21 protein-coding genes are annotated in these 24,811 nt (G+C 65.9%); 19 read left to right on the top strand and 2 right to left on the bottom strand.

From position 1 onward, the window contains the following. Position 1 precedes the first annotated feature (1 nt). From RAD16_RS18160 to RAD16_RS18110, 11 genes are all read left to right on the top strand, one after another. Positions 2–751: an SDR family oxidoreductase gene (locus RAD16_RS18160; protein WP_458159260.1), complete on the top strand. Its 750-nt coding sequence runs from the start codon at positions 2–4 to the stop codon at positions 749–751. Next, positions 748–2,181, top strand: coding sequence for an NAD(P)-binding domain-containing protein (locus RAD16_RS18155; protein WP_458159259.1), 1,434 nt, complete (start codon positions 748–750; stop codon positions 2,179–2,181). Before RAD16_RS18160 ends, RAD16_RS18155 begins: the two co-directional genes overlap by 4 nt. Positions 2,182–2,304: 123 nt before the next feature. Further along, positions 2,305–3,924, top strand: coding sequence for an ABC transporter substrate-binding protein (locus tag RAD16_RS18150; RefSeq protein ID WP_458159258.1), 1,620 nt, complete (start codon positions 2,305–2,307; stop codon positions 3,922–3,924). Between the two features lie 25 nt (positions 3,925–3,949). Beyond that, on the top strand, positions 3,950–4,984 hold the full coding sequence (locus RAD16_RS18145; RefSeq protein ID WP_458159257.1) for an ABC transporter permease: 1,035 nt from the start codon (positions 3,950–3,952) through the stop codon (positions 4,982–4,984). Further along, positions 4,981–5,829 (top strand): ABC transporter permease, encoded by an 849-nt coding sequence (locus RAD16_RS18140; protein WP_458159256.1) that lies wholly within the window; start codon positions 4,981–4,983, stop codon positions 5,827–5,829. The genes RAD16_RS18145 and RAD16_RS18140 overlap by 4 nt, the downstream gene beginning before the upstream one ends. Further along, complete coding sequence (gene nikE, locus RAD16_RS18135) at positions 5,826–7,496, top strand: nickel ABC transporter ATP-binding protein NikE (RefSeq protein WP_458159255.1); 1,671 nt, start codon at positions 5,826–5,828, stop codon at positions 7,494–7,496. The genes RAD16_RS18140 and nikE overlap by 4 nt, the downstream gene beginning before the upstream one ends. A gap of 156 nt (positions 7,497–7,652) precedes the next feature. Continuing rightward, a complete protein-coding gene (locus tag RAD16_RS18130; RefSeq protein WP_458159254.1) occupies positions 7,653–9,257 on the top strand; it encodes an ABC transporter substrate-binding protein in 1,605 nt (534 codons plus the stop codon). 17 nt (positions 9,258–9,274) lie between these two features. Continuing rightward, positions 9,275–10,216 (top strand): ABC transporter permease, encoded by a 942-nt coding sequence (locus RAD16_RS18125; RefSeq protein ID WP_458159253.1) that lies wholly within the window; start codon positions 9,275–9,277, stop codon positions 10,214–10,216. Next, complete coding sequence (locus RAD16_RS18120; protein WP_458159252.1) at positions 10,213–11,136, top strand: ABC transporter permease; 924 nt, start codon at positions 10,213–10,215, stop codon at positions 11,134–11,136. Before RAD16_RS18125 ends, RAD16_RS18120 begins: the two co-directional genes overlap by 4 nt. Before the next feature lie 19 nt (positions 11,137–11,155). Next, the gene (locus RAD16_RS18115) at positions 11,156–12,145 is read left to right on the top strand and encodes an ABC transporter ATP-binding protein (protein WP_458159251.1); all 990 of its coding nucleotides are present in this window, start codon (positions 11,156–11,158) and stop codon (positions 12,143–12,145) included. After that, positions 12,142–13,122: an ABC transporter ATP-binding protein gene (locus RAD16_RS18110; RefSeq protein WP_458159250.1), complete on the top strand. Its 981-nt coding sequence runs from the start codon at positions 12,142–12,144 to the stop codon at positions 13,120–13,122. The genes RAD16_RS18115 and RAD16_RS18110 overlap by 4 nt, the downstream gene beginning before the upstream one ends. Before the next feature lie 15 nt (positions 13,123–13,137). Here RAD16_RS18110 and RAD16_RS18105 read toward each other — a convergent pair whose 3' ends face one another. Both RAD16_RS18105 and RAD16_RS18100 read right to left on the bottom strand, forming a co-directional pair. Next, positions 13,138–14,484, bottom strand: a complete 1,347-nt coding sequence (locus RAD16_RS18105; protein WP_458159249.1) for an aminotransferase class III-fold pyridoxal phosphate-dependent enzyme — start codon at positions 14,482–14,484, stop codon at positions 13,138–13,140. 18 nt (positions 14,485–14,502) lie between these two features. After that, the gene (locus RAD16_RS18100) at positions 14,503–15,414 is read right to left on the bottom strand and encodes a GntR family transcriptional regulator (RefSeq protein WP_458159248.1); all 912 of its coding nucleotides are present in this window, start codon (positions 15,412–15,414) and stop codon (positions 14,503–14,505) included. A gap of 87 nt (positions 15,415–15,501) precedes the next feature. Here RAD16_RS18100 and RAD16_RS18095 point away from each other — a divergent pair, with 87 nt between their 5' ends. From RAD16_RS18095 to RAD16_RS18060, 8 genes are read left to right on the top strand one after another with little or no spacing between them, the layout of a single operon-like run. Further along, on the top strand, positions 15,502–16,662 hold the full coding sequence (locus RAD16_RS18095) for a C45 family autoproteolytic acyltransferase/hydolase (RefSeq protein WP_458159247.1): 1,161 nt from the start codon (positions 15,502–15,504) through the stop codon (positions 16,660–16,662). Next, a complete protein-coding gene (locus tag RAD16_RS18090) occupies positions 16,662–18,227 on the top strand; it encodes an ABC transporter substrate-binding protein (RefSeq protein ID WP_458159246.1) in 1,566 nt (521 codons plus the stop codon). The genes RAD16_RS18095 and RAD16_RS18090 overlap by 1 nt, the downstream gene beginning before the upstream one ends. Positions 18,228–18,239: 12 nt before the next feature. Then, on the top strand, positions 18,240–19,184 hold the full coding sequence (locus RAD16_RS18085) for an ABC transporter permease (RefSeq protein ID WP_326898749.1): 945 nt from the start codon (positions 18,240–18,242) through the stop codon (positions 19,182–19,184). Continuing rightward, on the top strand, positions 19,181–19,993 hold the full coding sequence (locus RAD16_RS18080; RefSeq protein ID WP_458159245.1) for an ABC transporter permease: 813 nt from the start codon (positions 19,181–19,183) through the stop codon (positions 19,991–19,993). The genes RAD16_RS18085 and RAD16_RS18080 overlap by 4 nt, the downstream gene beginning before the upstream one ends. Beyond that, a complete protein-coding gene (locus tag RAD16_RS18075; protein ID WP_458159244.1) occupies positions 19,990–21,597 on the top strand; it encodes an ABC transporter ATP-binding protein in 1,608 nt (535 codons plus the stop codon). The genes RAD16_RS18080 and RAD16_RS18075 overlap by 4 nt, the downstream gene beginning before the upstream one ends. A gap of 14 nt (positions 21,598–21,611) precedes the next feature. Further along, on the top strand, positions 21,612–23,153 hold the full coding sequence (locus tag RAD16_RS18070; RefSeq protein WP_458159243.1) for an ABC transporter substrate-binding protein: 1,542 nt from the start codon (positions 21,612–21,614) through the stop codon (positions 23,151–23,153). Continuing rightward, positions 23,150–23,995 carry a polysaccharide deacetylase family protein gene (locus RAD16_RS18065; protein ID WP_458159242.1) on the top strand — a complete coding sequence of 282 codons (846 nt, stop codon included), beginning with the start codon at positions 23,150–23,152 and terminating at the stop codon, positions 23,993–23,995. The genes RAD16_RS18070 and RAD16_RS18065 overlap by 4 nt, the downstream gene beginning before the upstream one ends. Continuing rightward, a complete protein-coding gene (locus tag RAD16_RS18060) occupies positions 23,992–24,762 on the top strand; it encodes a polysaccharide deacetylase family protein (RefSeq protein WP_458159241.1) in 771 nt (256 codons plus the stop codon). Before RAD16_RS18065 ends, RAD16_RS18060 begins: the two co-directional genes overlap by 4 nt. Positions 24,763–24,811 lie beyond the last annotated feature (49 nt).

Below are 24,811 nucleotides of genomic sequence, written 5' to 3'. Positions count from 1 at the left end.
GATGCGGCTGCAAGGGCGCACGGCCATCATCACGGGAGCAGCTTCCGGCATCGGCCGCGCCAGCGCAAAGCTGTTTGCGGAAGAAGGCGCGCAACTCGCGCTGGTCGATCGGGATGCTGCGGGTCTCGCCGAGACGATGGATCTGGTTGGCGAAGCGACAACGCATGTCGGCGACGTCGGCGATGCCAAATTCGCCGAGACAGTCGTCGGCGAGGTCATCGCGCGCCACGGCCGTCTTGACGTCCTCATGACCGCGGCCGGCTTCTCCTGCGGCGGCACGGTGCTGACGACGAGCCCTGATGACTGGGACGCGGTGTTCCGCGCCAATGTCGGCGGCACCTGGCTGTGGGCGCGGGCCGCGGTGCCGCACATGCAGCGGCAGAAGGGCGGCTCGATCATCACGCTGGCGTCGCAGCTCGCGATCGCCGGCGGCAAGGGCAACAGCGCCTATATCGCGGCCAAGGGCGCGATCGTCAGCCTGACGCGGACGATGGCTGTGGACTTTGCTACCGACGGCATTCGCGTCAACGCGATTGCGCCCGGCGCGATCGACACGCCGATGCTCCGCCGCAGCTTTGCCCGTCACGCGAATTCGGAGGAGGTGCGCGAAGCCTCCCGCAACCGCCACGCCATGAAGCGGTTCGGCCAGGCGGAAGAAATCGCGCAGACCGCGCTGCATCTGGCGAGCGATGCGTCCTCGTTCACGACCGGGACCGTGGCGGTGGTCGACGGAGGTTGGCTCGCGGCATGAGTGAGGCGCTGACAGAGCTCGAAGCATGCGTTCGCGCCGATCTTGCCCGGATCGCGCATCCCCACGCCGCATGGCTCGAACCGAAAACGGGACCGGACGGCAGGCCCGCGCTCGATGTGCTCATCATCGGCGCCGGCCAGTCCGGCATTGCCATCGGCTTCGGCCTGATGCGCTCCCGCGTCAGCAACATCCTGCTGCTCGACAAGGCCGAGGAAGGGAAGGAGGGCCCGTGGCTCACCTACGCCCGCATGCCGACGCTGCGCAGCCCGAAGGATTACACCGGTCCGGACCTCGACATCCCCAGCCTGACCTATCAGTCCTGGCATGAGGCGCGCTTCGGCAAGGAGAGCTGGCAGACGCTGAACCTGATCCTGCGCGAGCATTGGGCGGAGTATCTGCTCTGGCTGCGACGCACGATCGGCATGCCCGTGCGCAACGGCTGCGAGCTTCTGGAGATTGCGCAAGCCCCCGATGGCCTGCTCGCTGCGCGCGTGAAGCGCGACGACACGGTCGAAACGCTCTATGCCCGCAAGATCGTGCTCGCGACGGGGCAGGAGGGCATGGGCGACTGGATGATTCCGGAGCAGTTGCGCGATCTGCCGGCAAGCTCGGTCGCAACCGTCGCCGATGACATCGACTTCGAGGGCCTGCGCGGAAAGCGCGTCGCCGTGATCGGTGCCGGCGCCTCCGCCTTCGACAATGCGGCGACTGCGCTGGAGGCGGGGGCGGCCGAGGTTCATCTGCTCTGCCGTCGTACAAAAATCCAGGTGATCCAGCCTTATCGCTGGCTGACCTTTCGCGGCTTCCTGCGTCATCTCAGCGATCTCGACGATGCCTGGCGGTGGCGCTTCATGCGCAAGGTCCTGGAAATGCGCGAGGGCTTTCCGCAGCCGACCTACGACCGCTGCGCGCGTCACGCCAATTTCACATTGCACGAGGGCGCCCCGCTCGAGGCCGCGCGCCAGACGGTCGCCGGCGTTGAACTGGAGACGCCGCGCGGTTCGATCATTGCGGATTTCGTCATCTGCGGCACCGGGATCGACATGGACTTTGCCGGGCGCGGCGAACTCAGCCGGTTTGCCGGCAATATCGCGACCTGGGCCGATCGCTACCAGCCGCCGGCAGACGAACGCAACGAACGGCTCGGCCGCTTTCCCTATCTCGCCGACGATTACGCCTTCACCGAGCGCGTGCCGGGCGCGACGCCGTGGATCTCTGACATCCATCTCTTCGCGATCGCCTCCACCATGAGCTTCGGTCCGTCGGGATCGTCGATCAATGCGATGACGACCGCGGTGCCGAAGCTCGTGAATGGCCTCACGCGCGGCCTGTTTCGCGCCGATGTCGAGCGTCACTGGGCCTCGCTCAGCGCCTATGACGTGCCGCAGGCCGTGGTTGCGCGGCCGGCGCGAACAATGGAGGAGCAATGATGATCAACCATGCACCGCCGCGACGACGCGCCTCCATGAACGAGCCATGAGATTGGCGCGCAATTTGCTTCTTTCTTGACCAGCCTTTGCCGGCGTTTCTTGCCAAAATCTTGGGGAAAACGAATGCGTTTTGTGTCTTTCAGGTCCGCGACCTCAGTCCTCGCCACCACTGCGCTGTTGCTCATCGCGACCGCGCCTTCGCAGGCGCAAACCCGGGCGGAGACACTGCGTTACGTCACCGGCGCATCGGTCAATACGCTCGATCCCAACATTCCCGGCTCGACGCGCGAGTCCTTCGCGCTGAGCATGAGCACCTATGACCGGCTGGTCGCGTTCGGTCGCAAGCAACTCAACGGCAAATGGGTGTTCGATCTCGACACGATCACCGGCGAACTCGCCGAATCCTACGACGTCAGCCCCGATGGTCTGAAGCTCACTTTCCGCCTGCGCAAGGATGCCAAGTTCCAGGACGGCTCGCCCGTCGCGGCCGAAGATGTGAAATGGTCGCTCGATCGCTGCGTCACCGCGCCGATCCTCGGCAAGGCGCAGCTGCTGACGGGATCCCTGACGTCGGCCGATCAGTTCAAGGTGATCGATCCCCTGACGATCGAGGTGACATTGCCTAAGCCGGACAAGCTGGCGCTGCCCAATCTCGCCACCGTCTACCCGATGATCATCAATTCGAAAGTGGCAAAAGAGCACGCGACGGCGGATGATCCCTGGGCGACCGCATGGCTGAAGGAGCATACTGCCGGCAGCGGCGCCTATACGGTCGAGACCTTCAAACCCGGCGAGCAGGTCATCCTCAAGCGCGACGAGAGCTGGAACCGCGGCTCGGCCAACAAGCCGGCCTTCTTCAAGCGCGTGATCGTGCAGTCGGTGCCGGAGCCGGCGACCCGCGCCAACCTGGTCGAGCGCGGCGATGCCGATATCGTCGTCGATCTCCAGGCTAGCGACGTGCAGTCGCTCGAGGCCAAGGGCAAGCTCAAGGTGATCTCGACGCCGCAATACAACGCGATCACCTATGTCTCGATGAACAACCAGATGCCGCCGTTCGACAACGTCAATGTCCGCCGCGCCATCGCTTACGCGCTGCCCTATGGCGACATGTTCAAGGCCGCTCTGTTCGGCCGCGGCGCGCCGCTGTTCGGCGCGACCTGGCCGGACGGCAAACCGCTGAACGGCACCTATCCGTTCCAGCAGCCGGTGAAGATCGACCTCGACAAGGCCAGGGAATATCTCAAGGCCGCGGGCCTGCCGGAGGGCTTCTCGACCACCTTCAGCTTCAACGTCGGCCAGGCCTCGACCGCCGAGCCGATGGCGGCGCTGGTGAAGGAATCGCTTGCGAAGATCGGGATCAGGGTCGACATTCAGAAGCTGCCGGATGCGCAGATGTCGACGCAGATCAACGAGAAGAAACTGCCGTTCTTCACCGAGGGCATCGTCGCCTGGCTGCCGTCGACCGACTATTTCTACCGCAACTTCTACACCGGCAATCAGCGCTGGAACTACAGCTCGATCAACAATCCCGACCTTGCCGCGATCGCGCAGGAAGCTCGCTTCGAGCCGGATAAGGCGAAGTATGAGGAAGCGGGCCGCAAGCTCAACGCGATGCATGCCGACCTGATGCCGCAGATCATGCTGTGGCAGCCGAACCAGGATGCGGTGATGGCGGCGTCGATCGAGGGCTACACCTACGAGTTCCACCGCCAGGTCGACTATCGCGACGTCAGCCGCAAGTGACATCCACAAAGAGGAGCTCTGAAAGGTGACGACCGGTCTTGGTGCAACATTGGTACGGGCGGGCAGGCGGCTTCTGTCGTCGCTGCCGGCGCTGTTCGGTGTGCTGGTCTTCACCTTCCTGCTGATGCGCGTCCTGCCCGGCGACCCCGCGGTGTTCTTCGCCTCGGGGCCCAATGCCGGGAAGGAGGAGATCGAGCAGATCCGCAAGCAGATGGGGCTGAACAGGTCGGTGCCGGAGCAGCTCGTCTACTATCTCTCCGACATCGGCCACGGCAATCTCGGCCGCTCCATGATGACGGGGCAGCCGGTGCTGAAGGATCTGCGCGAGCGGCTGCCGGCCTCGCTCGAGCTGACCTTCACCGCGCTGCTGATCGCGCTGATCGCGGCGGTGCCGCTCGGCGTGATCGCGGCGCTCAGACCAGGGTCGGTCGTCGATCATGGTGTGCGGCTATTCTGCGCGCTTGGCGTCTGCGTGCCTACCTTCGTCTCGGGCCTGCTGCTGATCTACGTGTTCTACTATCTGCTCGGGCTTGCGCCTGATCCGACCGGGCGGATCGACGTCTTTACCTCGCTGCCGCCGCAGCGCACCGGCTTCCTCTCGATCGATTTCCTGCTGGCCGGTGACATGGAAGGCTGGTGGGCGGCGTGCAAGCAGCTGATCCTGCCGGCGGTGAGTATGGCGCTGTTCGTGATCGCGCCGCTGGCGCGGATTACGCGGGCCTCGATGCTGGTGTCGCTCGGCAGTGATTTCGTGCGCACCGCGCGCTCGGTCGGATTGTCCTGGCACAAGGTCGTCGTCACTTATGCGTTGAGGAACGCGATCCTGCCCGTCATCACCATCGCCGGCATCGTGTTCTCGACCATGCTGGGCGCAAATGTTCTGGTGGAGAAGGTGTTCTCCTGGCCGGGCGTTGCGTCCTACGCGCTCGATGCGCTGTTGTCCTCCGACTATGCGCCGGTGCAGGGCTTTGTGCTGCTGATGGCCAGCCTGTTCGTGCTGGTCAATCTCGTGGTCGATGTCGCCTATGGCATCGCCGATCCCAGGGTGTCGATCGAATGACCAGCGCCACCCTTCGCCACTCGGTCTGGATTTTGCGCGGCAATCCGCTCACGGCGGTCGCCGCGGCCGGCGTGACCCTATTCGTCCTGCTTGCGATCTTCGGGCCGTGGATCGTGCCTTACGATCCCGTGGTCTCCAACGTCTCGGAGGCCTTGCTGCCGCCGAGCGCAGCGCATCTCGCCGGCACGGACCAGCTCGGCCGCGACGTGTTCAGCCGCCTCATCATCGCCGCGCGGCTTGACCTCGCCATTGCGGTGTCCGCGGTCGGCATCTCCTTCGTGATCGGCGCCGTCGTCGGCGCCTTCTGCGGTTATGCGGGCGGCCGGCTCGATCGCGGCGTCGGCCGCTTCGTCGACGTGATGATGGCGTTTCCCCTGTTCGTGCTGGCGATGGCGATGGTCGCTGCCCTCGGCAACCGGATCGAGAACATCGTGATCGCGACCGCGATCATCAATCTGCCCTTCTACATCCGCTTCGCGCGCGCCGAGGTGAACGTCCGCCGCAATGTCGGCTGGGTCGAGGCCGCGCGCGCCTGCGGCGAGAGCCATTTCTCGGTGGTGCTGCGTTTCCTGCTGCCGAACATCCTGCCGGCGATGGCGGTGCAGATCTCGCTCAATCTCGGCTGGGCCATCCTGAATGCGGCCGGCCTGTCCTTCATCGGCCTCGGCGTCAAGCCGCCGACGCCGGAATGGGGCATTATGATCGCCGAAGGCGCGCGCTTCATCTCGACGGGACGCTGGTGGCTGGTGGCCTTTCCGGGCCTTGCACTGATGATGGCTGTGCTGTGCTTCAATCTCCTTGGGGACGGGATGCGGGACATTCTCGATCCGCGCATGCGTACATGAGCGAGGATCTGCTCAGCATCGAGGACCTCCACGTCGCGTTCTCGACGCGGCGCGGCCTGGTCGAGGCCGTGCGCGGCGTGACGCTCTCGGTCGGGAAGGGCGAGATGCTCGGCCTCGTCGGCGAGAGCGGTTCGGGAAAATCGGTCACCGGTTTTGCGACGACGCGGCTGCTCGATGCGGCCGGCCGCGTCACCGGCGGCAAGATCCTGTTCCGCGGGCAGGATGTGACGAAGCTCCGGGGCGATGACCTCCGTCATCTCCAGGGCGCCGCGATGTCGATGATCTTCCAGAATCCGCGGGCGGCGCTCAATCCGATCCGGGCGATCGGCCTGCAGATCGCGGACGCGATCCTCACCCACAAGCGCATCTCGAAAGACGCCGCGCGCGCCGAAGCGCTCGACCTGCTGCGCGCGGTCCAGATCCGCGATCCCGAAACGCGGATGAACGCCTATCCGCACGAGCTCTCCGGCGGCATGTGCCAGCGCGTAATGATCGCGATCGCGATCTCCTGCAATCCCGCGCTCCTGATCGCGGACGAGCCGACCACCGGTCTCGACGTCACCACGCAGAAGGTGGTGATGGATCTGCTGGCGGACATCGCCGCCGCACGCGGCATGGCGACGATCCTGATCACGCACGACCTTGGCCTCGCGGCACGCTATTGCCGCCGCATCGCGGTGATGGAGCGCGGGCGTATCGTCGAGGAGGCGAGTTCCAAGACACTCTTCACCGCGCCGCAGCACGCTTACACGAAACGCCTGGTGGCGGCATCGCCGACCGCGACCTCCCGCATCGAGGATCTCGTCACGGAGGAGGAGCGGGAGCGCGCCGCCGCCGTCGTGATCAAGCCCCGGCAGGAGCCTGCGCACGGCACGCCGCCGCTGCTGGAGGTGCGGAAACTTGCAAAACGTTTCGACCAGGGCTCTGCGGCGGTTGCCGACTTCTCGATGACGATGGCCGGCGGCGAGAGCGTCGGCCTCGTCGGCGAATCCGGCTCCGGCAAGAGCACGACGTCACGGATGATCTGCCGCCTGATCGACCCGAGCGAAGGCGACATCGTGTTCGACGGACAGTCGATCGGCCATGTCGCGTCGCGCGATTTCCATCGCTCGCGCTTCCGCAAGGACATCCAGATGGTGTTCCAGGACCCGAACGAGAGCCTCAATCCGCGCTTCACCGCCTTCGACTGCATTGCCCATCCGCTGATGCGGCTCGACGGCATGCGTGCCGGCGATGTGCTGCGCAAGCGGGTGGAAGAATGCGCCGAGCGGGTGGGCTTGCCGCTCGATCTGCTGCCGCGGTTTCCGCACCAGCTCTCCGGCGGACAGAAGGCCCGAGTCGGCATCGCCCGCGCCATCGCCTGCCGGCCGCGGCTGCTGGTGCTGGACGAGCCGACCGCCGCGCTCGACGTTTCGGTGCAGGCCGTCGTGCTGCAACTGCTCGATCGCCTCAGGCGCGAGAACGACATCGCACTGCTGTTCGTCAGCCACGATCTCAACGTGGTGCGCATGCTGTGCGACCGCACCATCGTGCTGCGCAACGGCGGCATCGTGGAGCAGGGAGAGAGCCGGGCGCTGTTCGATAATCCCAAGACCGACTACACGCGCAAGCTGGTCGAGGCGATCCCCCATATCGAGACCGGACCTGCGCTCGCGGCTGCTCTCTGAAGCCATGGTCAAATCAACCTGGTTTGGCCCGAAAGTCGGCAAGATCCCGCTGGCGAGGGCGCATTTACTGGCATACCATTTGCAAGCCAATGGGCTCGGTTTCACTTGCCCTTGGCCAACGATTGGCCGGCATCACGGCATTACTGGGAGGACTTCATGGATCGCAGGACCGTATTGAAGGGACTGGCTGGCGCGGGCGGTCTGGCATTGACGGGTGGCATCTCGGCCCCTGCGATCGCACAGGGCGCAGCGGCCAAGACCCTGCGCTTCGTGCCGCAGGCCAATCTCGCCAATTTCGACCCGATCTGGGGCACGCAATACGTCGTGCGCAATGCGGCCGCGATGGTCTGGGACACGCTCTACGGCATCGATGCCAAGTTTCAGCCGCAACGGCAGATGGTCGAGTCCGAACAGGTGAGCGACGACGGCACGACCTGGACCTTCAAGCTGCGGCCGGGTCTCAAATTCCACGACGGCGAGCCGGTGCTGAGCAAGGACGTCGTCGCGAGCCTCAACCGCTGGGCGGCGCGCGATCCGATGGGGCTGATGATCAAGGCGGTCCAGCAGGAGCTCACGGCCGTCGATGACCGCACGTTCAAATGGGTGCTGAAGCAGCCTTTCCCGAAACTGCTCTTCGCGCTTGGCAAGAACAACGCGCCGGTCGCCTTCATCATGCCGGAGCGCATCGCGCAGACTGATCCGTTCAAGCAGATCTCGGAGTATATCGGCTCCGGTCCGCTGAAATTCGCGAAGGGTGAGTGGGTCCCCGGTGCAAAGGCCGTGTTCGAGAAATTTACCGACTACGTGCCGCGGCAGGAGAAGCCGGATTGGCTCGCCGGCGGCAAGCAGGTGATGATTGATCGCGTCGAATGGGTGATCATGCCGGACCCGGCAACCGCGGCGGCCGCGTTGCAGAACGGCGAGGTCGACTGGTGGGAGAATCCGATCGCGGATCTCGTTCCGGTTCTGAAGAAGAACAAGAACATCAGCGTCGATATCGGCGATCCGCTCGGCAATATCGGCTCGTTCCGGATGAATTTCCTCTATCCGCCCTTCAACGACGTCAAGGCGCGGCGTGCGGTGCTGATGGCGCTGAGCCAGGAAGACTACATGCGTGCGCTCGTCGGCGACGACAATTCGCTGTGGAAGCCGCTGCCCGGCTTCTTCACGCCGGATACGCCGCTCTACACCGAGGTGGGCGGCGATATCCTGAAGGGCAAGCGCGACTTCGACGCAGCCAAGAAGCTGCTCGCCGAGAGCGGCTATTCCGGCCAGCCGGTGACCTGCCTGGTCGCGCAGGACCAGCCGATCACCAAGGCGATGGGCGACGTGACCGCCGATCTCCTCAAGAAGCTGGGCATGAATGTCGACTTCGTGGCGACCGATTGGGGCACCGTCGGCTCCCGCCGCGCGCAGAAGACACCGCCGGGACAGGGCGGCTGGAACATGTTCCACACCTGGCATGCGGGCGCGGATTGCGTCAATCCGGCTCCCTACACCGCCATCCGCGCTACCGGCGACAAGGCATGGTTCGGCTGGCCCACCAGCACGGCCACCGAGAAGGAGGTCGCGTCGTGGTTCGAGGCCAAGAACATCGACGAAGAGAAGGCCGCGATCGGTCGTCTCAACAAGGCGGCGATGGACGACGTCGTCTACGCGCCGACCGGCTTCTTCCTCAGCTACACCGCGTGGCGCAAGAACGTCTCGGGTGTTGCCAAGGGCCCCGTGCCCTTGTTCTGGGGCGTGTCGAAGTCCGCTTGATCGTGCGTTGAGGCCAGATGCTCTCCTACATCCTCCGTCGCATCGTCGCGACCTTGCCGGTCATGGCAATCGTCGCGCTGTTCGTGTTCAGCCTGCTTTACATCGCGCCGGGCGATCCGGCCGTGGTGATCGCGGGCGACCAAGCGAGCCCGGAGGATGTGGAGCGCATCCGCCAGAGCCTCGGCCTCGACCGGCCGTTCCTGATCCAGTTCGGAAGCTGGGTCTGGCGCATCCTGCACGGTGATCTCGGCACCTCGATCTTCACCAACCTGCCGGTCTCGACCATGATCGGGCAGCGTCTCGGACCGACGCTGTCGCTGATGATCGTCACCCTGCTGCTCACGATCGTCGTCGCCGTGCCGCTCGGCGTGGTGGCGGCGTGGAAGGCCGGCAGCCTGATCGACCGCGTCATCATGGGCTTCGCCGTGTTCGGCTTCTCGTTGCCCGTGTTCGTGGTCGGCTACATGCTCGCCTACATCTTCGCGCTCGAGCTCGAGTGGCTGCCGGTGCAGGGCTACACGCCGCTCACCGCAGGCTTCTGGCCGTGGCTGGAGAACCTGATCCTGCCGGCGATCGCGCTCGGCTGCGTCTACATCGCGCTGGTCGCGCGCATCACCCGCGCCGCCATGCTCGAAGTGCTGCAGCAGGACTATATCCGCACCGCCAAGGCCAAGGGCATGGGGCAGGGCGGCATCCTGTTCATTCACGCGCTAAAGAACGCGGCGGTGCCGATCGTGACCGTGATCGGGATCGGCATCGCGCTCCTGATCGGCGGTGCGGTGGTGACCGAAAGCGTGTTCGCGATCCCCGGCCTCGGCCGGCTCACGATCGATGCGATCCTGCGCCGCGACTATCCCGTCATCCAGGGCATCGTGCTGCTGTTCAGCTTCGTCTACGTCCTCGTCAATCTGATGATCGACGTCACCTATACGCTCGTTGACCCGAGGATCCGCTATTGACCGACACCACCGTCAATCCTCAATCGCTTCCGGCCGGCCTCGTCCTCGCGCCGCAACTGCCGGACATCCTGCGGCCGGTCAAGATCCGGCGCGGCTTCTTCGGGTTCCTGCGCAGCCATCCCACGGTCGCGATTGGCGGAGCTCTGCTGCTGGTGCTCGTGCTGATCGCGATCTTCGCGCCGTATCTCTGGACGGTCGATCCAACCGCGCTCGCGCCCGCCAAACGCACAAGGGCGCCGTCGGCGGCCTACTGGTTCGGCACCGACGTACTCGGCCGCGATATCTATTCGCGCGTGCTGTTCGGCGCGCGGGTCTCGCTCACGGTCGGCCTGTCGGTCGCGATCTTCGCATCCGTGGCGGGGCTCGCGATCGGCATGGTCTCGGGCTTCATCCGCTGGGCCGACGGCATCTTGATGCGCTTCATGGACGGGTTGATGTCGATCCCGCCGATCCTGCTCGCGATCGCGCTGATGGCTTTGACGCGCGGCAGCGTCGGCAACGTCATCCTGGCGATCACCATCGCCGAGATCCCGCGCGTCTCGCGCCTCGTCCGCAGCGTCGTGCTGTCGCTGCGCGAGCAGCCCTATGTGGACGCGGCGGTCGCCTGCGGCACGCGCACGCCGATGATCATCCTTCGCCACATCCTCCCCAACACGCTGGCGCCGATGCTGGTGCAGGCGACCTACATCTGCGCCAGCGCCATGATCACGGAGGCGATCCTGTCCTTCATCGGGGCGGGGACGCCGCCGACCATTCCGTCCTGGGGCAACATCATGGCCGAGGGCCGCGCGCTCTGGCAGGTCAAGCCCTACATCGTGTTCTTCCCGGCCGCGTTCCTGTCCGTCACCGTGCTTGCCGTGAATCTGCTCGGCGATGGCCTTCGCGATGCGCTTGATCCGCGCATGGCCAAGAGCCTGTGATGTCGAGAGGCTGAACACGATGGCGCTGCTCGAAGTCGAGAACCTCCAGACCCATTTCCGCACGCCCGGCGGCATCAACCGCGCGGTGGACGGGGTGTCTTTCCATGTCAACGAAGGCGAGACGCTCGCCATCGTCGGCGAGTCCGGCTGCGGCAAGTCGGTGACCTCGATGTCGCTGATGCGGCTGGTGCCGGAGCCGCCCGGCAGGATCGCCGGCTCCATCCGCTTTGCTGGCAGGGATCTCCTGAAACTCTCTGACCGCGAGATGCGTGCGATCCGCGGCAACGACATCTCGATGATCTTCCAGGAGCCGATGACGAGCCTCAATCCGGTGCTCACCGTCGGCCGCCAGATCCGCGAGACCTTGATGATCCATCAGGGCCTCGACAAGCAGGCCGCCGAGGCGCACGCGGTCGAAATGCTGACGCTGGTCGGCATCCCCGAGCCGAAACGGCGGGTGCGCGAATATCCGCACCAGCTCTCTGGCGGCATGCGCCAGCGCGTGATGATCGCCGTGGCGCTGGCCTGCAATCCAAAGCTCCTGATCGCGGACGAGCCGACCACGGCGCTCGACGTGACCATCCAGGCGCAGATCCTCAAGCTGATGCTGGACCTCAAGCGCCGGGTCGGCGCCGCGATCATCCTGATCACCCACGATCTCGGCGTCGTCGCCGAGATCGCCGAGCGCGTCATGGTGATGTATGCCGGTCGCAAGGTCGAGGAGGCGCCGGTGGCAGAGCTGTTCCGCGCGCCGCGCCATCCCTATACGCAGGGCCTGTTAGGTGCGGTGCCGCGGCTCGGCTCCTCGCTCGCGGGCACCGCGACGCGGCTCTCCGAGATTCCCGGGCAGGTGCCTGATCTGCGCAAGCCGATCGTCGGCTGCGTGTTCGCCGGGCGCTGTGCGCTCGCGACCGATCTCTGCCGCCAATATGCGCCGGGGCTGGAGGAGAAGGGCCCGCGCCACATTGCCGCCTGCCACTATGCGGCCAAGGGAGCCGTTGCGGCATGAGTGTTCCGTTGCTCCAGGTCAACGACCTCAAGAAGCATTTCCCGATCAACAAGGGCCTGTTCGGGCGGCAAACCGAATTCGTCTATGCGGTGGACGGCGTGTCGTTTGAGATCGCGCGCGGCGAGACGCTGTCGCTGGTCGGCGAGTCCGGCTGCGGCAAGTCGACGGTCGGCCGCGCTATTCTGCGCCTGTTCGACATCACCGCAGGCCAGGTCATCCTCGATGGCCAGCGCATCGACGACGCGCATCCGAGCACCATGCGTCAGATGCGGCGCCGCGTGCAGGTCGTGTTCCAGGATCCGTTCTCCAGCCTCAATCCGCGCATGCGCGTGCGCGACATTCTCGCTGAGCCGATCCGCAATTTCGGCCTCGCCAAGTCCGCGGAGGATCTCGAGGTCCGCGTCACGGAGCTGATGGACACCGTGCGGCTGCCGCGGGAGGCGCTGAATCGCCGGCCGCACGAATTCTCGGGCGGCCAGCGCCAGCGCATCGGCATCGCGCGGGCGCTCGCGGCCGAGCCCGAGCTGATCGTCTGCGACGAGGCGGTCTCCGCCCTCGACGTCTCGGTCAAGGCGCAGGTCGTCAATCTGCTACAGGACCTGCAGCAGAAATTCGGCCTCGCGCTGCTGTTCATCAGCCATGACCTCGCCATCGTCGAGCACATGACCCATCGTGTTGCGGTGATGTATCTCGGCAAGATCGTCGAGGTGGCGCCGCGCCGGCAGATCTTTGCTGCGCCGAGGCATCCCTACACCAAGGCGTTGCTCTCGGCGGTGCCGCTGCCCGAGCCGGGCGCCCAGCGCAATCCGATCATCCTCGGCGGCGACGTGCCGAGCCCGATCAATCCGCCGAGCGGGTGCCGCTTCCACACCCGCTGCCCGTTCGTGTTCGACCGGTGCCGGACCGAGGAGCCCACGCTCCGCGCTGCCGAGGGCGAGCAATGGGTGGCGTGCCATTTGGATGCACTGCCGGCGTGAGCCCCTGGAACGGCGTCAGCCGATCGCGGTCACGGCGCGGCGGATGGCCGCGAAGATGTCCGCGATCTGCTCCTCGGTGATGATCAGGGGCGGCGAGATCAGCAGCGTGTCGCCGCTGCCGCGGATCAGGATGCCGTCCTCATAGCAGCGGCTGGCGCACTCGCTGCCGCGTGCACCCGGCGCACCCTCGCGCGGCTTTAGGTCGATCGCGGCCAGGAGCCCGATGTTACGGATATCGACGACATGGGGAAGGTCGCGCAGGCCGTGCGCGTGGTTCTCCCAGACCGGTGCGAGGCGGCGCGCCCGCTCGAACAGGCCGAGATCCTGATACACGTCGAGCGCGGCAAGGCCCGCCGCGCAGGCGAGCGGGTGCGCCGAATAGGTGTAGCCGTGGAACAGCTCGATCGCGTTGTCTGGCCCCTGCATCAGCGCGTCATGGACCTTGCCGCTGACGATGACGCCGCCCATCGGCACGGCGGCGTTGGTCATGCCCTTGGCGCAAGTGATGAGATCAGGCGTCACGCCGAAGGCATTGGCGCCGAATGCCGCGCCGAGACGGCCGAATCCGGTGATCACCTCGTCGAAGATCAGAAGGATGCCGTGCTGATCGCAGATCGTTCGCAGCCGCTCGAGATAGCCGACCGGCGGCGGCAACACGCCGCCGGAGCCGGTGACGGGCTCGACGATGACGGCGGCGATGGTCGAGGGATCGTGGACTTGCAGCAGCTTTGCAAGCTCGTCGGCCAGATGCGCGCCCCATTGCGGTTGCCCTCGGGAGAACGCCGCATACTCCGGATCGTGCGTATGCGGGAGGTGATCGACCTCCGGAAGCAGCGGGCCGAAATCCCGGCGGTGCCGGACGATGCCGCTGACCGACAGGCCGCCCCAGCCCATGCCGTGATAGGCCTTGGCGCGCGAGATGAAGCGGATGCGGCTGGCTTCGCCGCGAGCGCGGTGATAGCCGCGCGCGATCTTCAGCGCGGTGTCCACTGATTCCGAACCGGAATTGGTGAAGAAGACGTGGTCCAGCCCGTCGGGCGCGATCTCGGTGATGCGGCGCGCGAGCTCGAAGGCGGCGGGGTGGCTCATCTGGAACGATGAGACGAAGTCGAGCTTCGCCGCCTGCGCCTGGATCGCCTCGACGATGCGTCGTTGCGCATGCCCTGCGTTCACGCACCACAGCCCCGCCATGCCGTCGAGAATGCGCCTGTTGTCATCGGAGATGTAATGCATGCCCTCGGCGCCGACGAAGATGCGCGGCTTCGCCTTGAACTGCCGGTTCGGCGTCATCGGCAGCCAGAACGGCTCCATGGCCTCGCGGGTGAGGGGACTGTTGGACGAGGCGAACGCATTCATGGTCATGACAACTCTTGCACGTCGTTAAGCGATCTTTGATGGAGCGGAATTGGCCGGGCTGCGCTTGAGCTTCGCTGCGCCTTCGAGATGGCGGCGCAGCAGCGCGGCTGCGGCTTCGTTCTGGCCGGCTTCGAGCTGGTCGAGAATGGCGAGATGCTCGCGGCAGTTCACGATCACGCGCTCATGGCCGAAGGTCCAGTCGTAGTTGCCGAAGCGCCGCAGCCGGTTCTGCTGCTGAACCGCGACCAGCAGGTAGCGATTGCCTGACGCCGCGGCGAGGCCTTCGTGAAAGGCCGCATTCATCTCGTAGAGCGCGATGCTGGCCGTGTCGCTCCATGGCATCGCCAGCATCTCCTGATGCCGCCGGCGCATCTCGGCGGCCCAGGCCGGATCGAGCTGGAAGCCCGGCTCGAGCAGGCCGGCCGGCTCGATCAGCAGGCGATAGCGATAGCTCTCGTCGCGCGCCTGCGTATCCGCAAGCGTCGGCTGGAAGCGCCAGCCGTGTCCGGGCTTGCGCTGGACCGCGGCAACTTCGGCAAGCTTGGTGAGCACGCGCTGCACGATCGGCCGCGTCGCATCGTAGCGCTGCATCAGGTCACGCTCCGATACCTCATCCGGCAGCCGGCCGGCGCGGCGGTCGCGCGCGATCGCGAGGAACAGCCGGTCGGTGTCGTCAGGGCTCGGTTTTGGCGGCGCCTTGTGCGGGGCCGGGGTCGTCTCGGCGACGAAATAGCCGCGGCTGGCGCCGGCGTGCACGAGCTTGCGCCGCGCCAGCAGCTTCAACGCGGCACGCACCGGCGTGCGCGAGACCTGGAGGCGCTCGGCCAGCGCGACCTCGGCAAGCCTTGTTCCGGGCGCGAGCCCTTCGCTCCGGATCAGGTCGATGATCCCGGCGGAGAGTTCACGCTGGAGCCGGCTTGGGGACGTTTTTTCCACGGTCGATTTCGCGGCAGAAGATTTTTGTTTCATGTCATCACAAAATACATTACGCTTCCCGAGAAAGCAAAAGGAACTTGGCGTCCCATGGTCGAACCCTTTCCCCTCATCGAAATCTCCGGTGCTCCGCGCGAGCGTGGCCGTCAGTACGGGCAGAAGGCGGCAGGCCGCATCAAGAAGGGGACTACGCATTACTTCGCGCAGTTGAAGGAGCTCTCGCTCGACGCGAAGGGGGTCGCCGATCTGGTGCGGGATTATCTGCCCGTCATCGAAGCTTTCGAGCCGGGCTATATCGAGGAGATGCGCGGCATCGCCGAGGGCGCCGATGTCCCATTCGAGGATATCGTCCTGCTCAACGCCCGCACCGAGATCCTCAAGCTTGCCAATCCAAAGATCCGCGCGCGCCTGAAGACCCCTGACGAGCCCGATGGTTGCACCGGCGTCGTTGCGCTGCCGACGGCGACCGGTAACGGTCGCCTGATCCATGCCCAGAACTGGGATTGGAAGCGCGAATGCGCGGAGACGGCCGTGGTGCTGAAGGTGCGGCGCGACGATGGTCCTGATCTCATGACCTTCACCGAGGCCGGTGCGCTCGGCCGTTGCGGCTTCAATGCCGTCGGCATCGCGATCACGGCCAATTATCTCCAAAGTGACCGCGACTACCGCCAGGTGGGCGTGCCTCTGGCGCTGATCCGCCGCAAGGTTCTGGAGCAGGAGCATGTCGCGCTTGCCATGCGGGCGGTCTATTGCACGAAGAAATCGGCGGCCAACAACATGATCGTCAGCCATCGCGAGGGCGTGGCGATCGATTTCGAATGTGCGCCGGATGAGACCTTTCAGGTGCATCCGCAGAACGGCCTGCTGGTGCATGCCAATCACTTCGTGAGCCCGGTTGCGCTTGGCAAGCTCAAGGACGCGGGTATCCAGGATACGCCCGACAGTCTCTACCGCGACATCCGCGTCCGCGATCTGCTCCAGCCGCATATCGGCAACATCACCTTCGACACCGTCAAGACTGCGCTGTTCGACGAGTTCGCCTATCCCTGGTCGGTGTGCCGTCCGCCGCGGCGCAATCTCAGCAACAATCTCAGCGCTACTGTGGCGATGATCCTGATGGAGCCGGCGAGCGGATTGATGCAGGCGGCGCCGCTGCCGTCGCTCAATCGCGAGTTCACCGAGTACCGGCTCGAGATCGACGAGATCGGGCGGGCCGCGTTCGAGAGGTCGGCCGCGGCGGGGGCGGCGTGATGCGGCGGCGTCGGCCATCGCCGGCATGGGCGGTCGGTCTGGCCGCACTCGCCTTGTGGGCCTTGCTGGGGAAAGCCGGCGCCGAGACATTGTTGCGGACACGGCTCAATGCCGACATCCGCTCGACCGATCCCGGCACCAACCGTGACGCCAACACGGATGCGGTGGTTGCGCACATCGTCGAAGGCCTGGTCGCCTTCCGCGACGATACCTCGATCGGCCCGATGCTCGCCGACAGCTGGACCGTTTCGAACGAGGGCAAGACCTACACCTTCCGCCTGCGTCAGGGCGTCAAGTTCCACAACGGCGCGACCATGACCGCGGATGACGTGGTCTGGTCGCTGAAGCGCTGGCTGGACCCTGCAACGCAATGGCGCTGCCTGTCCGAATTCAGTGCCACCGGCATCGCGCGGATCGAGAAGATCGAGGCGCCCGATCCGCAGACCGTCGCCATCACGCTCGACCAGCCGACGGCGTTGTTCCTGCCAACCCTGGCGCGGCCCGATTGCGGCCAGACCGCCGTCATTCACCACGACTCCGTCGGACCGGACGGCAAGTGGATCGCGCCTGTTGGCACCGGCCCGTTCAAGCTCGGCGAGTGGAAGCGGGGGCAATATATGGATCTCGTCCGCTTCGACGGTTATGTCTCGCGCAGCGAGCCGCGCACCGGCTACACCGGCGCCAAGGACGTCAAGGTCGATCGCGTGCGCTTCAACGTGATCCCGGACAGTTCGGCGGCGAAGGCGGGGCTGCTCAGCGGCTCGCTCGACGTCATCATGAGCCTGTCGATCCCCGATCTCGAAGAGCTCAAATCGCGCCCCGAAGTGCAGCTCAGCATCACGCCCGCGCTCGGCCTTACCGGCATCCTGTTCCAGACCCGGGATCCGTTGCTGAAGGACGTCCGGATCCGCCGCGCCATTGCGCTCTCCCTCGACACCGCGCAGATCGTCGACGCCGTAACGCAGGGAACGGCGCGCTCCAACAATTCCGCGTTGCCGCTCGGCAGTCCCTTCTACAGCCTCGTCCAATCCAACGGCTACGCGCAGAACATCGCGGAGGCCAAGAAGCTCCTGGCGGAGGCCGGCTATCGTGGCCAGCCGATCAAGATGATCACCAACAAGCGCTACAGCTTCGTGTTCGATGCCTCCGTGCTGGTGCAGGCGATGGCGCAGACCGTCGGGATCAATATTGAGCTCGAGGTGATGGACTGGGCGGCGCAGCTCGACCGCTACAACCGCGGCGACTACCAGTCGATGGCCTTCGTCTATTCTGCGCGGCTCGATCCCTCCTTGAGCTTCGAGATGCTGACCGGGCCGAAGGCGACGCAACCGCGCAAGGTCTGGGACAATCCGGAGGCGCAGGAGATGCTGCGTCAGTCCATGATCACGGACGATACCGTGAAGCGGCAGGCGCTGTTCGACGAGATGCACAAGCGGTTCATCGCCGACGTGCCGATGATCGTGCTGTTCAACGGCGCCGAGCTGACGGCGCTGCGCAAGAGCATCAAGGGCTATGCCGGCTGGCTCTATCCGGAGCCGCGGTTCTGGGGCGTCACGGTGCAGTAGCAAGGGCGCGCCATGTTGGGTTACCTCGCAAGACGGCTGGCCATGACGATCCCGACGCTGCTGCTGGTCGCGATCGCCGTGTTTGCGCTGGTCCGGCTCATCCCCGGTGACCCCGTGCAGGTGATGCTCGGCGATGCCGCCGATCCCGCGCAGGCGGCGCAGCTCCGCGCCCAGCTCGGCCTCGACCAGCCGATCCCCGTGCAGTTCATGCACTGGATCGCAAAGCTTGCGGCCGGCGATTTCGGGCACTCCATCACCAACAATCTCGCGGTGCTGCCGCTGATCCTCGATCGCTTCCAGGTCAGCGCCGTGATCGTGCTGGTGGCGGTCGCGGCGGCGGCCTGCATCGCGGTCCCGGCCGGCCTCGTCGCGGCCTGGAAGCAGAACAGCCTGCTCGATCTTTCCGTCGTCGGCGGCGCCACGCTGCTGCTGTCGATCCCGAGCTTCTGGCTCGGCCTCCTGCTGCTGCTCCTGTTCGGGCTGAAGTTGAAATGGCTGCCCGTCATCGGCTACGTGCCGTTCGCCGAAAATTTCTGGCAGGCGGCGACCTTCATCGTGCTGCCGATCGCCACGCTCACCATGGTCGAGATCGGCGTGCTCACGCGCATGGCGCGGGCCGCCTCGATCGAGGTGCTCCGGCTCGAATATGTCACGCATGCCCGCGCCAAGGGCGTGCCGGAATGGCGGGTGCTGGCCCGGCACGTGCTGCCCAATGCGTTCGCGCCGACCTGGACGCTGATAGGCCTCGTGCTCGGCCATCTCCTCGGCGGCATCGCCGTGATCGAGACCGTGTTCACGCTGCCTGGGCTCGGACGCCTGCTGGTCGATTCCATCTTCGCGCGCGACTATCCGGTGGTGCAGGGCTGCCTGCTGTTCACTGCCGTGATCTATGTCGTGGTCAACCTCATCGTCGACCTCTGCTATCCCCTGTTCGATCCGAGGGTGACGGTGGCATGAGGATGCGCGCCAACACCGCGATCGGCGGCACTCTCGTCGCGCTCCTGCTTGGTGCGGCGGTCACCGGTGCTGTCTGGACCCCGTTCGATCCGCTGCGCATCAATCTGCGCGCAAGGCTGCAGGCGCCGTCGTCGCTGCACTGGCTCGGCACGGATGAATTCGGCCGCGATGTGCTGAGCCGCATCATGGTCGGGGCAGGCGCCAGCGTCGTGATTGCCCTGGTCACCGTATTGTTGGCCGTGGCAGCCGGCATGATGATCGGCTGCGCGGCCGGCTACATCCGCGGCTGGGCTGACCGCATCATCATGGCCGTCAACGACGCCCTGCTCGCGTTCCCCGGCATCCTGCTGGCGCTGGCCGTGATGATCGTGGTCGGCGCCAACAAGGTCGGGCTCATTCTCGCGCTCGGCCTTGCCTATATCCCGTCGGTCGTCCGCGTGGTGCGCGGCACCGTGCTGTCGATCCGCGAGAAGGAATATGTCGAGGCATCGCGCGTCATCGGCAATTCCGAGGTCTATTCGATGCTCCGCCATGTGATGCCGAATGCGGTCGCACCGGTTGCGGTGCTCGCGACCAGCATGTTCGGCTGGGTGCTGCTGGCCGAGAGCGCGCTGAGCTTCCTCGGTCTTGGCGTGCCGCCGCCGGCGCCGACCTGGGGCAACATGCTGGCGGCAAGCCGTCCGTTCATGGAGACCGCGGCCTGGCTCTCGATCGCGCCGGGCCTGTGCATCGCACTGACGCTGCTCGGCATCAATCTGCTCGGCGATTCCCTGCGCGATCGCCTCGACCCCAGGATGGCGCACGGATGACGCTGCTGTCGGTCGACAATCTGCGCATCGAGGTCTCGGCCAGCAAGGCCGTGATCGTCGACGGGGTCTCCTTCGCGGTCGAACGCGGCGAGTTCCTGGCCGTCGTCGGCGAATCCGGCAGCGGCAAGACCGCGGCGGCGCGCGCCGTGCTCGGCCTGTTGCCGCCGGGACTGCGCAAGGCCGGCGGCCGCATCGCGCTCGACGGCGTCGATCTCGCGAACCTCTCGGCGCGCCAGATGCGGACGTTGCGCGGGCCGACCGTCGGCATGGTGTTCCAGGAGCCGATGGTGTCGCTCAATCCCGCCATCAGCGTCGGGGCACAGATGGCGGAAGGACTCGGCCTGCACGAGCGGCTCGGCAAGCGCGAGATCAGGCGCCGCTGTCTCGACATGCTTGTGCGGGTCCAGATCCGCGATCCCGAGCGGACCTTCGACGCCTATCCGCACGAATTCTCCGGCGGCATGCGCCAGCGCATCATGCTGGCCTCGGTGATGCTGCTGAAGCCAAAGCTGCTGATCGCGGACGAGCCGACCACGGCGCTGGACACGCTGACGCAGCGCGAGGTGCTCGACCTCATGGTTGGGCTGGCGCGGGACCACGGCACGTCGGTGATGTTGATCACCCACAATCTCGGCCTCGTCTCGCGCTATGCGCAGCGTGCGCTGGTGCTGCGCCAGGGCAAGATGGTCGAGACCGGCACGACGCGGCAGATCCTGTTCTCGCCGCGCGAGGCCTATACCAAACGTCTGGTCGAAGCCCTGCCGCGCCGGGGCGCCACGACCAAGGCGCGACAGGGCGGCGAGCCGCTCGTCAGCGTGCGTGATCTCAAGGTCGGCTTCGCCGGGCGGCAGCGGCTGTTCCGCCGCGACACCGGTGTCTCCGCCGTCAACGGCGTCGATCTCGAGATCGCCGCGGGCGAAACGGTCGCCGTCGTCGGCGGCAGCGGCTCCGGCAAGACCACGCTTGGCCGGGCCATGCTGCGGCTGATCCCGACGTCAGCCGGCGAGATCAGGTTCCGGGGCAGGGACGTCACCACGACCGTCGATCGCGACTTCCGTCTCGCCTCGCAGCTCGTGTTCCAGGATCCCTACTCCTCGCTCGATCCGCGCATGCGCGTCGGCGAGATCGTCGCCGAACCGCTGCGTCACGTGCCGCAACTGACGACCAGTGAGCGCGACAGGCGCGTGGAGGCGATGCTGGAGGAGGTCGGGCTCGCCGGTCTCGGCAGGCGCTGGCCGCATGAATTGTCCGGTGGTCAGCGCCAGCGGATCGCGATCGCCCGCGCCATCGTGCGCGAGCCGGCCTTCGTCGTCGCGGATGAGCCGGTCTCGGCGCTCGACATGACCATTCAGGCGCAGGTGCTCAAACTGTTCGAGCGGCTCCAGGCCCAATACGGCTTTGCCTGCCTGTTCATCAGCCACGATCTGGCCGCCGTCGAGCAGGTCGCCGACCGCGTCGTGGTGATGCAGGGTGGCAGGATCGTCGAACAGGGCTCGCGCGACGAGGTCTTCGACCATCCCCAGCATGACTACACCAAGGCGCTGCTCGCGGCCGCGCCCGTCTTGGACTTCGCCGGTGCGGCGGCGGCGCGTGCCTCGGGCTAGACAGGATTGTGCGTATGAAGCGGTTTGTCGTTGCGTTGTGTCTGATGCTGGTATCGCTCTCCGCAGCCCGTGCCGAAAGCGTTTTGCGCAGCATGGTGACGACCGACATCCGCGGCCTGATGCCGGGCAACAGCCCCGACGACAACACCGGCCTCGTGTTGCAGCAGATCTATGAAGGCCTCGTTGCCTGGCGCGCCGACGGCGCCGTCGCCCCGATGCTGGCCAGGATCATCGAGACATCCACGGACGGGCGAACCTACACTTTCACGCTGCGCGACGGTGTAACGTTCCACAATGGCGCGCCCCTGACCTCAAAGGAGGTGGCGTGGACCTGGGAGCGCTTTCTCGACCCGAATTCCGGCTGGCCGTGCCGGACCAATTTCGACGGCACGCGCAAGATCAAGATCGTCGAGATCACGGCGCCGTCGCCGGAGCAGGTGGTCTTCCGCCTCGCAGAGCCAAGCGGTGCCTTCCTCAGCACGATGGCGCGGGCCGATTGCGACGGGACCGGCATTGCACATCCGGAGTCGGTCGGCGCCGATGGCGTCTGGCAGAAGGCGATCGGCACGGGTCCGTTCAAGCTCGCCGAATGGCGCCGCGGCGAGTTCATCGAGCTTGCTCGCAACGAGGCCTATGCCGCGCTCAGCGAGCCGGCGGATGGCCTCACTGGGGCCAAGCTTGCCAAGGTTGACCGTATCAGGCTGTCGATCGTGCCGGACCCTGCGGCGGCGAAGGCGGCGATCCAATCAGGCAATCTCGATCTCTGGCCGTCGGCTGATCCCAAATTCGCGGGCGAGCTGAAATCGGCAGGGCTCGTGATCGCAGCGGCGCCGGTCGCCTCGCTGAATGCGATCGTGATGCAGACCAACGATCCGCTGCTGAAGGACAAGCGCATCCGCGAGGCGATTGCGGCCTCGCTCGACTATCCCAGCATGAGCGACAGCCTGACCGATGGCTATGCCAAGCCGAGCACGTCCCTGGTGCCGCTCTCCAGCCGCTATTACGGCGCGGTCGAGCAGGCCGGCTACAGTCTCGACATCGCGCGTGCGAAGAAGCTTCTGAAGGAGGCGGGCTACAAGGGCGAGCCGATCAGGATCACCACCAATTCGCGTTTTCCCGTCATGAACGACGTCGCCGTGCTGGCGCAGGCGATGGCGCAGCAGGCGGGCCTCAATCTCACCGTCGAGGTGGTCGAATTCGCGACCCAGCTCAGCCGCTACAACAAGGGCGACTATCAGCTCATGGTGTGGAACTACACGCCCTATCTCGATCCCGCCTTTGGTCTCGACCGGTTCGTCGGCGACAAGGCCGCGCAGCCGGATCGCGTCTGGGGCCATCGTGAGGCGATCGACCTGCTCGGCAAGCTGATGGAGACGGCCGCGCCCGAGGCGCGCCAGCCGCTGTTCGATGCGCTTCACAAGCTGTTCGTTGACGATGTGCCGATGATCGTGTGGAGCTCGGGCGTCAACGTCTCCGCGGTCGCGCCCGCGGTGCGCGGCTATGCGCCATGGGCCGGCCGCAAACCCCGCTTCTGGAACGTCGAGGTTGTCAGATGATCTCCCTTGCCCAACGCAGGCAACATGCCTGGCCGGATGGCGCGCGCTGCGTCGTCGGCCTCACGCTCGATTTCGACGGGACCTCGCTGGAGCGCGGTCGCGGGCAATTGCCGTTAGGGGCCCGCTCGCACGGCCGCTATTCCGCCAAATGCGGCATCCCGCGTTTCGTCGACATGTTCACGCGCCACAACGTGCCCTGGACGTTCTATGTCTCCGGCTATGACGCCGAGGAGAGCCCCGATCTCGTGCGCGACATCTCGCGTGCCGGCATCGAGATCGGCTCGCACGGCTATTTCCACGAGGGCGTCGATCCCGGCGATGCCGAGCCGGAGCTGCTGGAGCGGACGCACCGGCTGCTCACAGAGATCACCGGCATCGCGCCAAGGGGATGGCGCTCGCCGTCGGGACACAAGACGGCACGGACGCTGCGCAAACTCCGCGAGCTTGGTTATGTCTACGATTCCAGCGACAAGGATTTCGACCTGCCTTATCTCGCGCGCTATGACGGCGAGGAGCGCAGCGACTATGTCTGCCTGCCCAACAACACGTCCAGCCTCGATGATTTTCCGTTCTACCGCGTCAGCTACACGCCGCCGTCGGAAGTCCTGACGCATTGGGAGCAGGAGTTCGACGCCATCTACGCCGAGGGCGGATACTACAACCTGACCTTCCATCCGCGCGTCGGCTACGGCTCCGGCTCGCCCGCACGCGTCGCGGCGGTCGAGGGGCTCATCAACTATGCCAAGCGCCACGAAGGCGTGCGCTTCGTCGGCATGCTGGAGCTGGCGGAATGGTGCCTGAAGCGTCCGTCGGACTGGCGGCGGGACTGGAGCGGACAATGACGAAGCCGATCATTCCCGTCGTCGTGACCGTTAATCTCCAGGGCAAGACGGTGGAGCTGACCCAGCTCCCTGAGGATGCGCTGTTCGGCCGCGCCTCCTACGGGAAATACGCCTACGCGGTCGGTTGCGAGCGGCTGTTCGGTCTGCTCGATCGCCACGGCATCAAATCCACCGTGTTCGTGCCCGGCGCGGAGGCGGAAGCCAATCCCGCCTATATCGCGACGCTCGCCGGCCGCGGACATGAGATCGCCGCGCATGGCTGGGCGATGGAGGAGATGGACGCGGTTGGTATCGACGAGCGGGCGCTGCTGGAGCGCACGCATGTGGCGCTGTCGCGGATCGTCGGCCGCGCGCCGCGCGGCTTTCGGGCGCCGCATGGCCACCTCACCGAGCGCACGCTCGGACATCTCGCCGATCTCGGCTATCGCTATGATTCGAGCTTCCAGGACGACGACCATGCGTATCGGCTCGATGCCGATGGCGGTCGCGGCATGGCCGAGGTGCCGCATGCCGAGATCCTGATCGACGCGATCCTCTACGGCCAGCGCCAGACGCATGATCGCGTCATGAAGATGTGGCGCGAGGAGATCGAGGCGATGCATCGCGAGCGCTGCCTGATCACGCTGACGCTGCATCCGCGCAGCGACTACGGTAGCGCGCGGGCAAGCCGCGTCGCCGCGCTCGACGGGCTGCTGACCTGGCTGCGGGGGCTCGACGGAGTTGTGTTCCTGACCTGCGAGGACGTCGCCGGCCAGACGCTTTCATAAGGGCTGTTTGCTCGCAACTCTTCCGCCCGGATGGCCTGCACATCCAGCG

The sequence above is a fragment of the Bradyrhizobium sp. 18BD genome, from assembly GCF_054185225.1.
The sequence above is the reverse complement of the archived record's forward strand: the minus strand, read 5'-3'. Positions and strand labels throughout refer to the sequence as shown.

Excerpts from the sequence above, each read along its gene's own strand:
- RAD16_RS18160 (WP_458159260.1), top strand. The coding sequence starts at position 2 with ATGCGGCTGCAAGGGCGCACGGCCATCATCACGGGAGCAGCTTCCGGC.
- RAD16_RS18155 (WP_458159259.1), top strand. The coding sequence starts at position 748 with ATGAGTGAGGCGCTGACAGAGCTCGAAGCATGCGTTCGCGCCGATCTT.
- RAD16_RS18150 (WP_458159258.1), top strand. The coding sequence starts at position 2,305 with ATGCGTTTTGTGTCTTTCAGGTCCGCGACCTCAGTCCTCGCCACCACT.
- RAD16_RS18140 (WP_458159256.1), top strand. The coding sequence starts at position 4,981 with ATGACCAGCGCCACCCTTCGCCACTCGGTCTGGATTTTGCGCGGCAAT.
- nikE (WP_458159255.1), top strand. The coding sequence starts at position 5,826 with ATGAGCGAGGATCTGCTCAGCATCGAGGACCTCCACGTCGCGTTCTCG.
- RAD16_RS18130 (WP_458159254.1), top strand. The coding sequence starts at position 7,653 with ATGGATCGCAGGACCGTATTGAAGGGACTGGCTGGCGCGGGCGGTCTG.
- RAD16_RS18125 (WP_458159253.1), top strand. The coding sequence starts at position 9,275 with ATGCTCTCCTACATCCTCCGTCGCATCGTCGCGACCTTGCCGGTCATG.
- RAD16_RS18115 (WP_458159251.1), top strand. The coding sequence starts at position 11,156 with ATGGCGCTGCTCGAAGTCGAGAACCTCCAGACCCATTTCCGCACGCCC.
- RAD16_RS18110 (WP_458159250.1), top strand. The coding sequence starts at position 12,142 with ATGAGTGTTCCGTTGCTCCAGGTCAACGACCTCAAGAAGCATTTCCCG.
- RAD16_RS18105 (WP_458159249.1), bottom strand. The coding sequence starts at position 14,484 with ATGACCATGAATGCGTTCGCCTCGTCCAACAGTCCCCTCACCCGCGAG.
- RAD16_RS18095 (WP_458159247.1), top strand. The coding sequence starts at position 15,502 with ATGGTCGAACCCTTTCCCCTCATCGAAATCTCCGGTGCTCCGCGCGAG.
- RAD16_RS18090 (WP_458159246.1), top strand. The coding sequence starts at position 16,662 with ATGCGGCGGCGTCGGCCATCGCCGGCATGGGCGGTCGGTCTGGCCGCA.
- RAD16_RS18085 (WP_326898749.1), top strand. The coding sequence starts at position 18,240 with ATGTTGGGTTACCTCGCAAGACGGCTGGCCATGACGATCCCGACGCTG.
- RAD16_RS18080 (WP_458159245.1), top strand. The coding sequence starts at position 19,181 with ATGAGGATGCGCGCCAACACCGCGATCGGCGGCACTCTCGTCGCGCTC.
- RAD16_RS18075 (WP_458159244.1), top strand. The coding sequence starts at position 19,990 with ATGACGCTGCTGTCGGTCGACAATCTGCGCATCGAGGTCTCGGCCAGC.
- RAD16_RS18070 (WP_458159243.1), top strand. The coding sequence starts at position 21,612 with ATGAAGCGGTTTGTCGTTGCGTTGTGTCTGATGCTGGTATCGCTCTCC.
- RAD16_RS18065 (WP_458159242.1), top strand. The coding sequence starts at position 23,150 with ATGATCTCCCTTGCCCAACGCAGGCAACATGCCTGGCCGGATGGCGCG.
- RAD16_RS18060 (WP_458159241.1), top strand. The coding sequence starts at position 23,992 with ATGACGAAGCCGATCATTCCCGTCGTCGTGACCGTTAATCTCCAGGGC.